The 12,559-nt window shown below is 45.4% G+C and carries 12 protein-coding genes and 2 tRNA genes; 6 read left to right on the top strand and 8 right to left on the bottom strand.

Annotation, left to right across the window (positions count from 1 at the left end; all coding sequences use genetic code 11):
* Nucleotides 1–455: 455 nt before the first annotated feature.
* The gene (locus AC1RNB_RS10335) at nt 456–1,667 is read left to right on the top strand and encodes an exo-beta-N-acetylmuramidase NamZ family protein (RefSeq protein ID WP_493082594.1); all 1,212 of its coding nucleotides are present in this window, start codon (nt 456–458) and stop codon (nt 1,665–1,667) included.
* A gap of 261 nt (nt 1,668–1,928) precedes the next feature.
* Here AC1RNB_RS10335 and AC1RNB_RS10330 read toward each other — a convergent pair whose 3' ends face one another.
* A complete protein-coding gene (locus tag AC1RNB_RS10330) occupies nt 1,929–2,408 on the bottom strand; it encodes a hypothetical protein (protein ID WP_493082593.1) in 480 nt (159 codons plus the stop codon).
* A gap of 576 nt (nt 2,409–2,984) precedes the next feature.
* Nucleotides 2,985–3,896 carry a winged helix-turn-helix domain-containing protein gene (locus AC1RNB_RS10325; RefSeq protein ID WP_493082592.1) on the bottom strand — a complete coding sequence of 304 codons (912 nt, stop codon included), beginning with the start codon at nt 3,894–3,896 and terminating at the stop codon, nt 2,985–2,987.
* A gap of 95 nt (nt 3,897–3,991) precedes the next feature.
* Here AC1RNB_RS10325 and AC1RNB_RS10320 point away from each other — a divergent pair, with 95 nt between their 5' ends.
* Nucleotides 3,992–4,603: a YceI family protein gene (locus tag AC1RNB_RS10320; protein WP_493082591.1), complete on the top strand. Its 612-nt coding sequence runs from the start codon at nt 3,992–3,994 to the stop codon at nt 4,601–4,603.
* A gap of 216 nt (nt 4,604–4,819) precedes the next feature.
* On the opposite strand, the gene AC1RNB_RS10315 is transcribed toward AC1RNB_RS10320, so the two are convergent.
* The 4 genes from AC1RNB_RS10315 to AC1RNB_RS10300 form a co-directional block, all read right to left on the bottom strand.
* A tRNA-Gln gene (locus AC1RNB_RS10315) sits at nt 4,820–4,890 on the bottom strand.
* A gap of 125 nt (nt 4,891–5,015) precedes the next feature.
* Entirely contained in the window at nt 5,016–5,642 is a 627-nt protein-coding gene (locus AC1RNB_RS10310) for a nucleotidyl transferase AbiEii/AbiGii toxin family protein (protein WP_493082590.1), read from the bottom strand.
* The gene (locus tag AC1RNB_RS10305) at nt 5,597–5,902 is read right to left on the bottom strand and encodes a DUF6922 domain-containing protein (protein ID WP_493082589.1); all 306 of its coding nucleotides are present in this window, start codon (nt 5,900–5,902) and stop codon (nt 5,597–5,599) included. Before AC1RNB_RS10305 ends, AC1RNB_RS10310 begins: the two co-directional genes overlap by 46 nt.
* A 166-nt stretch (nt 5,903–6,068) precedes the next feature.
* Nucleotides 6,069–6,139, bottom strand: a tRNA-Gln gene (locus tag AC1RNB_RS10300).
* A gap of 298 nt (nt 6,140–6,437) precedes the next feature.
* On the opposite strand from AC1RNB_RS10300, the gene AC1RNB_RS10295 reads away from it, so the two are divergent.
* The gene (locus AC1RNB_RS10295; protein ID WP_493082588.1) at nt 6,438–7,118 is read left to right on the top strand and encodes an SGNH/GDSL hydrolase family protein; all 681 of its coding nucleotides are present in this window, start codon (nt 6,438–6,440) and stop codon (nt 7,116–7,118) included.
* A 114-nt stretch (nt 7,119–7,232) separates the two neighbouring features.
* Here AC1RNB_RS10295 and tyrS read toward each other — a convergent pair whose 3' ends face one another.
* Complete coding sequence (tyrS, locus tag AC1RNB_RS10290; protein ID WP_493082587.1) at nt 7,233–8,516, bottom strand: tyrosine--tRNA ligase; 1,284 nt, start codon at nt 8,514–8,516, stop codon at nt 7,233–7,235.
* A gap of 211 nt (nt 8,517–8,727) precedes the next feature.
* On the opposite strand from tyrS, the gene AC1RNB_RS10285 reads away from it, so the two are divergent.
* Nucleotides 8,728–9,105, top strand: a complete 378-nt coding sequence (locus AC1RNB_RS10285) for an RDD family protein (RefSeq protein WP_493082586.1) — start codon at nt 8,728–8,730, stop codon at nt 9,103–9,105.
* Between the two features lie 250 nt (nt 9,106–9,355).
* Nucleotides 9,356–11,218: a Fe-S protein assembly chaperone HscA gene (gene hscA / locus AC1RNB_RS10280; RefSeq protein WP_493082585.1), complete on the top strand. Its 1,863-nt coding sequence runs from the start codon at nt 9,356–9,358 to the stop codon at nt 11,216–11,218.
* 320 nt (nt 11,219–11,538) lie between these two features.
* Here the strand turns inward: hscA and AC1RNB_RS10275 are convergent, their stop codons facing one another.
* Nucleotides 11,539–12,129, bottom strand: coding sequence for a riboflavin synthase (locus tag AC1RNB_RS10275; RefSeq protein WP_493082584.1), 591 nt, complete (start codon nt 12,127–12,129; stop codon nt 11,539–11,541).
* 178 nt (nt 12,130–12,307) lie between these two features.
* Here AC1RNB_RS10275 and rpsU point away from each other — a divergent pair, with 178 nt between their 5' ends.
* Nucleotides 12,308–12,505: a 30S ribosomal protein S21 gene (rpsU, locus tag AC1RNB_RS10270; RefSeq protein WP_490835639.1), complete on the top strand. Its 198-nt coding sequence runs from the start codon at nt 12,308–12,310 to the stop codon at nt 12,503–12,505.
* Nucleotides 12,506–12,559: the final 54 nt, after the last annotated feature.

The raw sequence follows: 12,559 nt of genomic DNA, 5'->3' as shown, positions 1-12,559 counted from the left end.
ACAACAGCTTTTTTTATCCACTTTTACACATATTAATGTCGAATAACTATCAATAAAGCGAATTTTAAACAGCTTCTTAGGCGGACTGATTAGAAATTTTTCATCGAGCACCCTGAAGTGGTAGTTTTTATTTTACTAATCAAATAAAGTTTGAATTATCAAATAGCACAAGATATTAAATATACAAAAAATGTATATCAAGAAAGAGACAACATAGAAATGCAAACAGGAAGATTTATCTCTTTTGTTGATGGTGAGCAAACTGTTCTTCTATGGGATATTCCATTTTAACTGTATTAGTATCATGAGTATGAAGCATTTATGAACCAGGATGTATGCAGTAGCTACGCTCAGCTAAATAGGGTGCGGGCATAACAATCGGCAGCTTGCAATTGCGGCCTCTTGGTACTGCAGACTTCGGCAATAGCACTTATATTTACCCCATAAAACGCTATATGAAGAAATATATCTTACTCCTTGTTGGTCTGTTCATGATCGTTTGCCAGCCATTGGCCGCTGCGGTTTCAGACGGTATGGCTGCCAAACCCATCCTCACCGGGGCTGACCAGGTTGATAAATACCTGCCGCTGCTGAAAGGCAAACGGGTAGCTATGCTGGCCAATCCTACTACCATCATCGGTAAAACACACCTGGTGGATAGTCTGCAGAAACTGGGCGTGCATATTGTAAAAGTATTCGGTCCTGAACATGGTTTCCGGGGTAATGCAAGTGCGGGTGTTGAAATAGGAGATGAGACCGACCCGGTAACGGGCATTCCGGTTATCTCTCTCTATGGCCCGAGGAATAAACCCAGTAAAGAAGACCTGGCAGATGTGGATATCATGATCTATGATGTGCAGGATGTAGGTGTCCGGTTCTACACCAATATCAATGCGCTCGTTCGTTTAATGGAAGCCTGCGCTGATAATGGGAAAGAACTGCTGATCCTCGATCGGCCCAATCCGAATGCCTACCTCGTTGATGGCCCGGTATTGGATATGAAATACAGGTCGGGTATCGGCATGTTCCCGATACCTATGTCGCATGGACTAACCATTGGCGAGTTTGCGCAGATGGCCAATGGGGAAGGGTGGCTCACCAACAAAACAAAATGTAATCTCCGCATTATACCGGTTGCCAACTACAATCACGATATGCCGTACACCCTGCCGGTAAAACCTTCGCCTAACCTGAATACACAACAGGCCATCATGCTCTATCCCTCTACCTGTATGTTCGAAGGGGTTTACCTGAACCATGGCCGCGGTACCTATTTTCCATTCACGGTATTGGGCAGTCCGGAACTGAAAGGTATTTATTCCTTTTCCTATACGCCCACCAGCATCAAAGGAATGTCGGAAACACCCCTGTTCATGAACGAGGTATGTTATGGACTGGATCTCCGCAACTATGATGTAGAGCAACTCCGGAAAAGCAAAAAGATCAATATCAGCTGGATCATAGAATTATACAAAGCACATCCTTTCAAAGAAAAATTCTTTGAAAAACTGAGCAAGGAAATGAACTCTATCGAGATCCAGATCGGCGTGGGCGAATTCAGGCAACAGGTAATCAATGGTGTTTCTGAAGAAGAGATCCGCAAAAGCTGGGAGCCCGGACTGAACGCGTATAAAGAGATGCGGAAAAAATATTTACTGTACCCTTAAAAATGGCTGGCATGGCTGTGTCTTTGCCATGTTGTTGCTGCTTAGCCTGCCAGGAACGATTTTCAGCGGGTTCAACCACCGTATGCGGAAAATACAAAAGAGGCTGTATCAAAATCTGATACAGCCTCTTTTTATCTGCTAAATCATCGCTTATCTGATCTGAGTAAATCATATTTTTTCAGCGATGAACTAATCTGCGTAAATCATATCTTTCAGCGTTGAATCCGTCTGAGATACATCAATCCTATTTTTCAGCGATCATCAGTGCCCCTTTCCTTTGCCCCTGTTTTTTCCATTCCCCCTGTCATCATGATCATTGTGCGAAGGGCCGTTGTTTTTATAGCGGCTATCATGGCTGTCGCGGATGATTACCTGTTTAGGACCACGGCCACCCTTGTAATTGGCGTATTTCACCCGATATATATCGTGTCGTAAATAAGGGCGGGGTTCGTTGATTACCACTTTGTAACCCCTGTACAGGTCAAAACCACGGTAGCGGCCGGGTAAACTGGCGGCAAAGATCCAGCGGTTGCCTTCGAGGTATATAAAGCGGCGTTCGGGTACATAATAATACACGTCAATATCGGGCATATAGTAGTAGTCTACATAGTCATAGCCCACCGGCCCCCAAACGGGTTGCTTGCCTATATTGATGTTCACATTCAGTTTCACCTGTGCCTGTGCAGCGGGTGCCGTGGCCAGGGCGGTTAACAATACGGCGAGGGTAAATAACTTTTTCATAGAGGTTGATTTATAGGGAGATAGATGAAAAAATCGTGCCAGATTTGGGAAACGCCTGCTTGGCTGGGAATCAGATCAATTTTGTGGGAATGTTGATTGCTATAACCGTTCTTTTCTTTTTTACCTTAGTTGCCCACGAAGTGGACTCTGCGGATGAGAAGCCGTTTCGTCAGGTTGCGATAAACATGATGTAAAACCACTAGCTGGTATTCTTAGGGAGATGTTGTTTCAAAAATGATGTTTTTGCTGTTCAAACCGCAGACTCCTCTGGCGAGAGATATCTCGCGGAGAACATCGGAAAAGTACACCTTGCGGAGAAAGAATTTATTTTTCGGGGCTTTATTTCAGTTGGAAGGCTCTCTTGTCATACTTCAAACCTTTTTCTACCGTTGTTGGTCTCATGAGGGATAAAGAACTTTTTTGGAGCTTGCAATAGTAAAATACAAAAGGGAAAGACTCTCCTCTTTTCCTTTTGTTGCCGGAACTGGATTCTTTTCGAACTGGTTCCTGGAGGATCTTCATCAACTATCGGATATTAATATGTGAACAATCATATCCTTTGTGTCTAAGCCTTGCTTATATTAATGTGTCATTGATCTGCAACCGGTATCCCTTTCCATGTACATTTACAACCTGTATCGACGCGTCGCCTTCCAGTTTTTTTCTGAGTTTTGATATGAATACATCCAGGCTCCGTCCTACAATCACGCCTTCATCTTCCCATATTTCTTTTTGAAGCCTTTGTCTTTCAATAAGGTTGCCAGTAGAATCGGCAAATATTTTCAGTAGTTTATTTTCCTTAGGCGTAAGTTCTGTTGTAATACCCGAAATAGTGATTTGCCTTTTTCCCGGTTCAAATAAAGTATGACCGATCTTCAAAACACCTGAATCTGTATCTGCTGTTGCAGCCCCCGGCCGTCTTGTTCTGAAGGGACGCACAGCCAGTAACCCGATAAAAGCGAACACAGATAATCCTCCTACCAGGAATCCTTTGGGTATAGGGGTAAAAGCCCTGTTCTGAAACCGGATGTTGATCAGGTAACAGGCACGCGGTTGATTGCGACCCAAACAGGGTATGATATTATTCTGTTCTTTCTGAAAGATGCCATATCCGAATAATACCTCCTTACCAGAACAGTTCAGTACATTAACGATATAATCTTCTGCAAGATGGTCTTTCTCCAGCGACCGCCTGATGATCTTTACCAAAGAATCTGTTTGAAAAGTAAATTCATTTTCAAACCTTACCTGGTATTCATACGGGGCTATTTCCCGTACAGGTAATACCCTCGATGTACTGTCGCCTGCATGCAACAGTATCTCATGCCCGATATTCCGCAACAGTATCTGCCGTTTGGCAAGGTCAAAATTTTCATTGCCCGTAAAGCCGAACACTGCAAAAATACCTGTACCCGTCAGTAGAAAAAGGAGCGGCATCATATAGTGCCGCTTCTTATCAGGATAGGTAGTACCGCCTTTTATCGTCATTACTTAGAATTTACAATGTTTACAATTTAATTTACCATATTAATACCATCGAATACAGCATGTAAAAGTAGTTTGCTGCTTCAAATGTAAACGCTATGATACATAAAGCCACTACCACTCTTGTATTAATGATGATGCTCCGTACCATTGCCTGTACGCAGCCGTTGCAAACAAGCTGGCAACTCGATGTTCAAAAAAGCAAAGTTTTATGGAATACCGGAAAGATGATGGGCGGTCATTACGGTTATTTCCTTTTTCAGTCCGGCAATTTAGAGTATTCAGTCACAGGCGAACCTGTACGCGGAACCTTCAACATGGATATGAATAGCATCCGTACTACGGATAATCCCGAAGAGGCCGGCAGGAAAAAAAAAGATGCAGAGTTAAGAGGAAACGATTTTTTTGCATCAGACCAATATCCTGTAGCGACCATGGTTGTAAAGAAAATCACCCGGATCGGTTCATCCGCGGACTATAGGGTAGCGGGGGACCTTACCATAAAAGGGATCACTAAGCCAATCGAATTTACGGCTACCATTAACACAAAAAACAATACCAGCCACATTACTGCCAATGTTGACATATCGCGCCAGTTATGGAATATCCATTCAAAACCACAAACGATTTCTATGGACTTTTTATCAGGCATCAAAGAAAAAATTGTACCGGATATTCATGTGTCACTGGATATTGTCATGAATCAATAAAGCTTAACCCGGCATGTTGAGCTGTCAGTGTTCCAATGCTGATTTTTACTCTTCCATTTGCCGGCTAAAACCTGGGTTAATAGGCATAAACAAAGGGAAAGACTTTCATCTTTCCCTTTGTTGCCCTTACGCCGTTGTTGGTCGCCCGACAACTACTAATTCTAGGCGGGGAATTGCTAAAATACAAAAGGGAAAGACTTTCCTCTTTCCCTTCTGTTGCCCGACATGGATTCGAACCACGACATACTGAACCAAAATCAGTTGTACTACCCTTATACTATCGGGCAATCCTTACATTCTGTGCCGTTGTTGGTAGCCGATCCACCCTTCCTTTTATATGATATGATTATCATCAAATAATTTTGAACTACTGAAGAGGGACACCAATTATTGAGAATGATGTAAATGGCTGTCAACGTAAGAAATCATTTACCTTCCGTTGAATCAATTTTTTAACATTCTCCCATGTTTGGCCTTTCAGACTAATCGGTTCTTCACTTTGTTCCGCATCCTCAAAATAAACCAGAGCCTGCGGTATACTGATCATGAGTTGCTGTGAAGGAAATTTGCGTGAATGATAATCAATCAGCTGCTCAAGGGAGTAATGCTGAAGTAATTCATAGATGTCCCAATAGTCTTTCTTTTTCCCTCTTCCAAGGATGGCATGGATTTTCATGGCAATGATATCTTCTGTACTGTACATCCTGATGCCGTCTATAGATTCTTTGTTTGCGATCAGTGCGTGTGGATAATGAACAAAATCCACTTTGATATCATGAATAAAGCCGAAGATGGCCCAATTGGTTATTTTTCCTTCATAAACGAACTCCTTACCAAAAGTTTCTTCTAGTGTAAGTAAAATAACATCTCGATCAAAAGTTTCTGTAGAAAACAAATCGAGATCAACAGATATTCGATGTCCATATTTTAATGACAAAGCTGTACCGCCAACCAGTGAAAAACCAGTCAGTTCGGGTATACCCATTAACCTGTTTAATAAGGCAAGTGTGCCTGGTTCAACTGTCTGAGTTTGAAGCATCTGAATTCTTCGATTTTTTTTTCGATTACTGCGGCTGCCAGATAAAGCGTATGTAAAGGAAGGAATTTGGCATTCAAAAGGGCAAATTCAATGGTTTCTTTGGGATAGTATCTTCTGCATTCCCGGATATCGCTGACATCGCCCCGCTCAAAAATACGTTCAATCACAAACCGGGCTTTTGCATCCAGATCAAGCGTTTCTGGGCATACGTCCCAAAAAATGCGTTTGTTAAACTGTGGATGAGGGTTGGATGATGGCATGGCCTGTATTATGATTATAAAGATAGTACATCAGACTAAAGTGTGTAATTGATTTTATTCCAGTGTAATGCCGTTGTTGATCGCCTGACCAACAACTTTTTCGGAAGACTGGAGCCGGGGATATGCTAAAAATACAAAAGGGAAAGACTTTCCTCTTTCCCTTTTGTTGCCCGACATGGATTCGAACCACGACATACTGAACCAAAATCAGTTGTACTACCCTTATACTATCGGGCAATCCTTACATTCCCATCGAATGGGGTGCAAAAATAGGGTGGGGCAACAATTGTTCCAAATTTTTTACGCCCAGATGCCCCAATCTTTTCCCCCACCAGCCGAAAATGATTTCGCAGCCCCGTTTTTTGGCTGTTCGATAAATCAGTATCTTGGCGCTGATAGTAGTCAATTGGCAATGGTGAATGGGCAATAGGGGGGCGGGCAAAGAAAAGCACCCTCTAACACCCACAACTACCCATTCCCCATTGACCATTGCCCATTCACAACTCACTACTCACCACTCACAACTAACGACGCCATGTCCAACAAACTCATTCTCCTTGCCGTATTCGTAGTCAGCATGCTGCTGATGGCTTTTTCGTATGATAAAAAGAAAAAAGTCGTCTTTTTCGGCGATTCTATTACCCAGGCCGGTATCCGACCCGGTGGTTATATCAAACTGATGGATTCCCTGATCACCCAGCAACTGGGGGCCGATAAATACGAACTGATCGGGGCCGGCATTGGCGGCGACAAGATCTACGACCTCTACCTGCGCATGGAAGCAGATGTGCTCAAGCACAATGCCGATATCGTGGTTATTTATGTAGGGGTGAACGATGTATGGCACAAAACCTCCAGCGGCACCGGTACCGATTACAATAAGTTTGGCCGTTTTTATGAGGCGGTGGTAAGCAAACTGCAGGCTTCGGGCAGTAAAGTGATCCTCTGCACCCCGGCGGTGATCGGCGAAAAAACCGATCATTCCAACCAGCAGGACGGCGATCTGAACCAATACAGTAACTGGATCCGCGGTTTTGCCGCCCAGAAAAATATCCCGCTGGTAGACCTGCGGGCAGGGTTCATCAACTATAACCTGAAGAACAACCCCCAGAACAAAGAATCCGGCATCCTCACCACCGACCGTGTACACCTGACCCCGGCCGGTAACCTGTTTGTAGCTGAGCAGATGTGGAACGTGATCAAAACCATTAAATAAATAGTGGTAGCAGCCATCACCGCTATCAAAAAATAAAAAAAACTGCGCCTTTGCGGCTTTGCGAGAAAATTTTCACGCAGTGGCGCAAAGGCGCAGGTATATTTTGATAGAAGCTTATACTGCTTTTACGAGGTAGTAATTCTTCTTACCCTTTTGTACCAACAGGTATTTGTTGTTCAACAGGTCCGCGCTGGTTACTTGTAGCTTGTCGGCAGTAACTTTGGTTTTGTTCAGTCCCAAACCACCTGCCTGCCACATTTTTCTCGCTTCGCCCTTGCTCGGGAAGATCTGCGTATCTGCCAAAAAGCTAACGATCTCATACCCAGCCTCCAAGGCCGTTCTGCTGATCTCGATCGAAGGAACGCCCTCCATCACCTGCAGCAACTGCTCTTCCGTTAAACTCTGCAGAATCTCGGTAGTGGCATTGCCAAACAGGATCTCAGAAGCTTTTACCGCAAACTCATAATCGGCGCGGCTGTGAACAAAACAGGTAATTTCTTCGGCCAGTTTTTTCTGCAGCGCCCTTTCGTGTGGTGCTGCTGCCTGTTGCGCCAGTAAGGCTTCTATCTCTTCTTTGGGAAGGAGGGTAAAGATCTTGATCCACTGCGTTGCATCTGAGTCGCTGGCATTAAGCCAGAACTGGTAGAACTGGTAAGGAGAGGTTTTTTTCGGGTCCAGCCACACATTGCCTTTCTCGGTTTTACCGAATTTGCCCCCATCTGCTTTTTTGATCAGTGGACAGGTAAACGCAAATGCCTCACCACCCGCTTTGCGGCGGATGAGTTCGGTGCCGGTTACAATATTGCCCCACTGATCGCTGCCGCCCATCTGCAGTTTGCAGTTTTTATGCTGGTTCAGCCAGTAAAAATCATAACCCTGAATCAGCTGGTAGGTAAACTCGGTAAAGCTCATGCCCACTTCGCTCTCCAGCCTTTTTTTTACACTGTCTTTCGACATCATATAATTCACCGTAATGTGTTTGCCCACATCGCGGATAAAATCCAGAAAACGGAAATCCTTGAACCAGTCGTAATTGTTCACCATCTCCGCCGTATTGGCTTTGCCCGGGGTAAAGTCCAGAAATTTCTCCAGTTGCTTACGAACACCGGCCTGGTTAATCTGTAGTATTTCCTCGCTCAGCAGGTTCCGCTCTTCGCTTTTACCGCTGGGATCGCCCACCATACCGGTGGCGCCACCTACCAGTGCAAAAGGTTTGTGCCCGGCACGCTGTAAATGCACCAGTAATAAAATGGGTACCAGGCTGCCGATATGCAGACTGTCAGAGGTAGGGTCAAAACCAATATACCCCGAAACGGTTTCTTTCTCCAATAACTCTGCAGTGCCCGGCATCATATCCTGTATCATACCCCGCCACTGTAATTCTTCGATCAGGTTCATTCTTTGTTGCTGTTTGCGCAAAAGTAAGGAAAGTGAGTGGTGAGTGGTGAGTTGTGAATGGGCAATTGTCAATGGGCAATAGGGGAGGTTGAGTAAAGTAAAAACCCGCCAACGCCAAAAACACCCATTCACCATTGCCCATTGACAATTCACCATTGCCCCTTCACAAAAAACTCACTACTGACTACTCACTACTGACTATTTTTGCTTCATGAGAACAGTCGGAGACGGCACCCGCGCCCTGAATTTTTTGATCGATACACTCGTCATTTTCACCATTGCCTATTTCAGTTTCCAGGCATGGAACTGGTATGTGCAGTTCTGGCGCTATCCCTATTACAATTTCGGCTGGTTCTTTTTCGGCATCCTGTTTATCTATTATTTCCTGTTCGAATCCCTTTTCGGCCGTACACCGGCCAAATGGTTCACTTATTCCAAAGTGGTTACCCTGAACGATAAAAAAGCGCCGGTCTTGGCTGTTTTTATCCGCTCGCTGGCACGCCTCACCATCATCGACCTGTTTTTTATCCCCTTTCTCGGGAAACCTTTGCATGATTACCTGAGCAGGACAAAACTGGTAGAATCTTAATCGGAGGCTGAACGCTAAACGCGCAACGCTGAACGCTTTTTGGGGTTTGGCGGGCAGTTCTCGTATTGTTTCAGTCAGTTCTCGGTGTTCTGGGTTCTATGTTCTGCGTTAGGCGTTCCGCGTTCAGCGTTGAGCGTTCCGCGTCTAAATCATTCCTGAATTCGCAACCAAACAGCAGGCCGAAATGTTACTTTCGCAGGCAATTCTATTCACTAAGTGTACCGGGAAACCGGTAATTTGTATTTGAACCATGGCTAAAATCGGCATTAATATAGCAACCGGCAGTTTACAGCAGGCAGAAATGATTGTGGGCATCGATCTTGGTACCACCAACAGCCTGGTAGCGATCATCCACCCCGAAAGCAAACAACCCATTGCCCTGAAGGAACACAATACCAGCAGCCTGGTACCGAGTGTAGTGCATTTTGATGCGTTTGGAAATGCTACGGTGGGAGAAGCGGCTAAAGCTTTTATGGAAACCGATCCGCAGAACACCATTTTCAGTGCCAAAAGGCTGATGGGCAAAAGCTTTAAAGACATCAAAGAGAACGCGGATTTCTTCACTTACAAAGTGATTGATGATGATGCAGACAGCCTGGTAAAAGTGCAGGTGGGCCAACAGTTTTATTCGCCCATTGATCTGTCTTCCTTTATATTAAAAGAGCTCAAACAAAGGGCCGAACATATCCTGAAAACACCGGTTACCAAAGCGGTGATTACGGTACCGGCTTATTTTAACGATGCCCAGCGGCAGGCTACTCGCGATGCGGGTAAACTGGCCGGACTGGATGTATTACGCATTGTAAACGAACCCACCGCGGCCAGTTTGGCCTATGGACTGGGTATGAACAAAGACGAAGAAAAAACCATTGCCGTATATGATCTCGGAGGCGGCACTTTCGATATTTCGATCCTGCATATCAATAACGGTATTTTTGAAGTGCTCAGCACCAATGGGAACACTTACCTGGGCGGAGATGACCTGGACAGGGCCATTGTGCGGTACTGGATGGAGCAGGCAGGTATTTCGATGGAGGAACTGAAGCAGAACAAAGAACTGTCGCAAGGCCTGCGTTTACGCGCCGAGGAAGCCAAAAAACACCTCAGCAGCAATGATGACTTCGCCATTGAATGGAATGGCGACCAGCTAACACTTTCACGTGAAACATTCGAAAAGCTGATATCACCGCTGGTAGAGGAGACCATCCAATCCTGCCGCAATGCGTTGGCCGATGCCAAACTCGGTGTAACCGATATTGATACCATTGTAATGGTGGGTGGCAGTACCCGTGTACCGGCCGTAAAAAATGCGGTGAGCCGGTTCTTTGGTAAACCCGTTAACGATTCCGTTAACCCGGATGAAGTGGTGGCGCTGGGTGCTGCGGTGCAGGCGGATATTCTCGCGGGTAATAACAAAGATTTTTTGTTGCTCGATATCACCCCGCTGAGCCTGGGCATTGAAACCATGGGCGGGTTGATGGATGTATTGATTCCCCGTAATGCCAAGATCCCTACTAAAGTGGGCCGTCAGTACACCACGCATAAAGACGGGCAGGGCAGCATGCGTATCTCTGTATTCCAGGGTGAACGTGATCTGGTAAAAGATAACCGCAAATTGGCCGAGTTCAGTCTCAAAGGTATCCCCGGTATGCCGGCAGGTTTACCCAAGGTAGAAGTGAGTTTTCTGATCAATGCAGACGGTATCCTGGTGGTAAAAGCCAAAGAACTGCGCAGTGGGGTAGAGCAGGAGATAGAAGTGAAACCCCAATACGGCCTAACCGATGAGGAAGTAGAGCATATGCTGATGGATAGCCTCACCCATGCCAAGGAAGACATGCAGGTGCGGGCCCTGGTAGAAGCCCGTACAGAAGGGGAGCAGATCCTGGAAGTGACCGAAAAATTCATCGGCAAAAACGCTACCCTGTTAAGCAAAGAAGAAATTACCGCCACCGCAGCGGCCATGCAGGCCCTGCAAATGGCGTTAACCATGGAAGATAAAAACCTGATCCACACCAAAATAGAAGAACTCAACGAAGTAACCCGTCCCTTCGCCGAAAGGGCCATGGACGCAGCTATCAGCGGGGCGTTGAAGGGGAAATCGATCACGTTGTGAGAAGTGAGTGGTGAGTAGTGAGTGGTGAGTAGTGAGTATCAAAGTCGGAAATCTCTGTGATTCTCTGTTCCTCCGTGTATTCTGTGTTGAAAAACAGCATAGATGCTGTTGGGTAATTGAGATGCAGTATTTTTTTCAATACAGACCTGCCTGCCGGTAGGCGGGGGCAGAGATCAGGAGTTACACAGAGAAAGAGGTGCGGGTTTTACCAGACAACAATGATGTTGAAGAGAGGGTGATGCCAACCTATTGACCATTCACCATTGCCCATTCACTACTCACTACTCACCACTCACGACTGACTACTCACCACTGACGATTCACGCCCCCACTTCCAACCTCCGCTGCACATATTTTCCCAACATATCAAACTCAATATTCACCTGGCTTCCAACCTGTAACTGATGGATATTGGTATGTTCATATGTATACGGGATCACGGCAATGCGGAAACTGTTGTTGGTAACGTTGAAGCAGGTGAGGCTGGTACCGTTTACGGCAATGGAGCCTTTTTCGATCACCAACTGGGCAAATTCGGGTGGAAATTGAAAACAGTATTCCCAGCTGCCGGCCAGTTCTTTGCGTTCTGTGCAAAGGGCCGTGGTGTCTACATGGCCCTGTACAATATGGCCATCGAGGCGGCCATTCATTATCATACATCTTTCCAGGTTGATCTCGGTACCCGTTTGCCAGCTGCCGAGTTCGGTTTTTTTCAGGGTTTCTTCAATGGCGGTTACCTGGTGGCGGTTGGGTGCCAGGGCTTCTACCGTAAGGCAAACGCCGTTATGGCTCACACTCTGGTCTACTTTCAGCTCTCCCGAAATGGGCGATTCTATCCAGAAACTGAGGTTGGTGCCGTTTGGGGTGATGGACACTACTTTGCCCGTATTTTCAATGATTCCTGTAAACATGGCTGCAAGGTAATTTCGAAAATCGAGAAATGGATGCTGGTTTCTGGTTACAGGTTACAAGTTACCCGTTGCTGGTTACCTGTAACCTGTAACCAGAAACCTGCAACCAATATTTGGTATTTTCAAATCAAATCCTATCTTTGCCGTCCTAAAAAACACCTGAGGAGGTATAATAGCTATGCTTATCATCGATTCAAAAGATTGTGAAAACATCGACAAGGCACTCAAGAAGTACAAGAAAAAGTTTGAAAAAAGTAAAACTTTGCTGCAACTGAGAGAGCGCCAGGCCTTTACAAAGCCATCCGTAGTTCGCCGCGGACAGATTTTGAAAGCAATCTACAAGCAGAATATAGCCAGCGGAAAGATAGAGGGATAACCCCCTTCTTCCAGCTTGATCATATTAAGTAGCCGTGGTTTTGTAACTTTAGGC

The organism is Sediminibacterium sp. GW821-FHT12F12, from assembly GCF_058806635.1.
The sequence above is the reverse complement of the archived record's forward strand: the minus strand, read 5'-3'. Positions and strand labels throughout refer to the sequence as shown.

What these genes read in the sequence shown, in the direction of transcription:
- AC1RNB_RS10335 (WP_493082594.1), top strand. Translation starts at nt 456, where the DNA reads ATGAAGAAATATATCTTACTCCTTGTTGGTCTGTTCATGATCGTTTGC.
- AC1RNB_RS10330 (WP_493082593.1), bottom strand. Translation starts at nt 2,408, where the DNA reads ATGAAAAAGTTATTTACCCTCGCCGTATTGTTAACCGCCCTGGCCACG.
- AC1RNB_RS10325 (WP_493082592.1), bottom strand. Translation starts at nt 3,896, where the DNA reads ATGACGATAAAAGGCGGTACTACCTATCCTGATAAGAAGCGGCACTAT.
- AC1RNB_RS10320 (WP_493082591.1), top strand. Translation starts at nt 3,992, where the DNA reads ATGATACATAAAGCCACTACCACTCTTGTATTAATGATGATGCTCCGT.
- AC1RNB_RS10310 (WP_493082590.1), bottom strand. Translation starts at nt 5,642, where the DNA reads ATGCTTCAAACTCAGACAGTTGAACCAGGCACACTTGCCTTATTAAAC.
- AC1RNB_RS10305 (WP_493082589.1), bottom strand. Translation starts at nt 5,902, where the DNA reads ATGCCATCATCCAACCCTCATCCACAGTTTAACAAACGCATTTTTTGG.
- AC1RNB_RS10295 (WP_493082588.1), top strand. Translation starts at nt 6,438, where the DNA reads ATGTCCAACAAACTCATTCTCCTTGCCGTATTCGTAGTCAGCATGCTG.
- tyrS (WP_493082587.1), bottom strand. Translation starts at nt 8,516, where the DNA reads ATGAACCTGATCGAAGAATTACAGTGGCGGGGTATGATACAGGATATG.
- AC1RNB_RS10285 (WP_493082586.1), top strand. Translation starts at nt 8,728, where the DNA reads ATGAGAACAGTCGGAGACGGCACCCGCGCCCTGAATTTTTTGATCGAT.
- hscA (WP_493082585.1), top strand. Translation starts at nt 9,356, where the DNA reads ATGGCTAAAATCGGCATTAATATAGCAACCGGCAGTTTACAGCAGGCA.
- AC1RNB_RS10275 (WP_493082584.1), bottom strand. Translation starts at nt 12,129, where the DNA reads ATGTTTACAGGAATCATTGAAAATACGGGCAAAGTAGTGTCCATCACC.
- rpsU (WP_490835639.1), top strand. Translation starts at nt 12,308, where the DNA reads ATGCTTATCATCGATTCAAAAGATTGTGAAAACATCGACAAGGCACTC.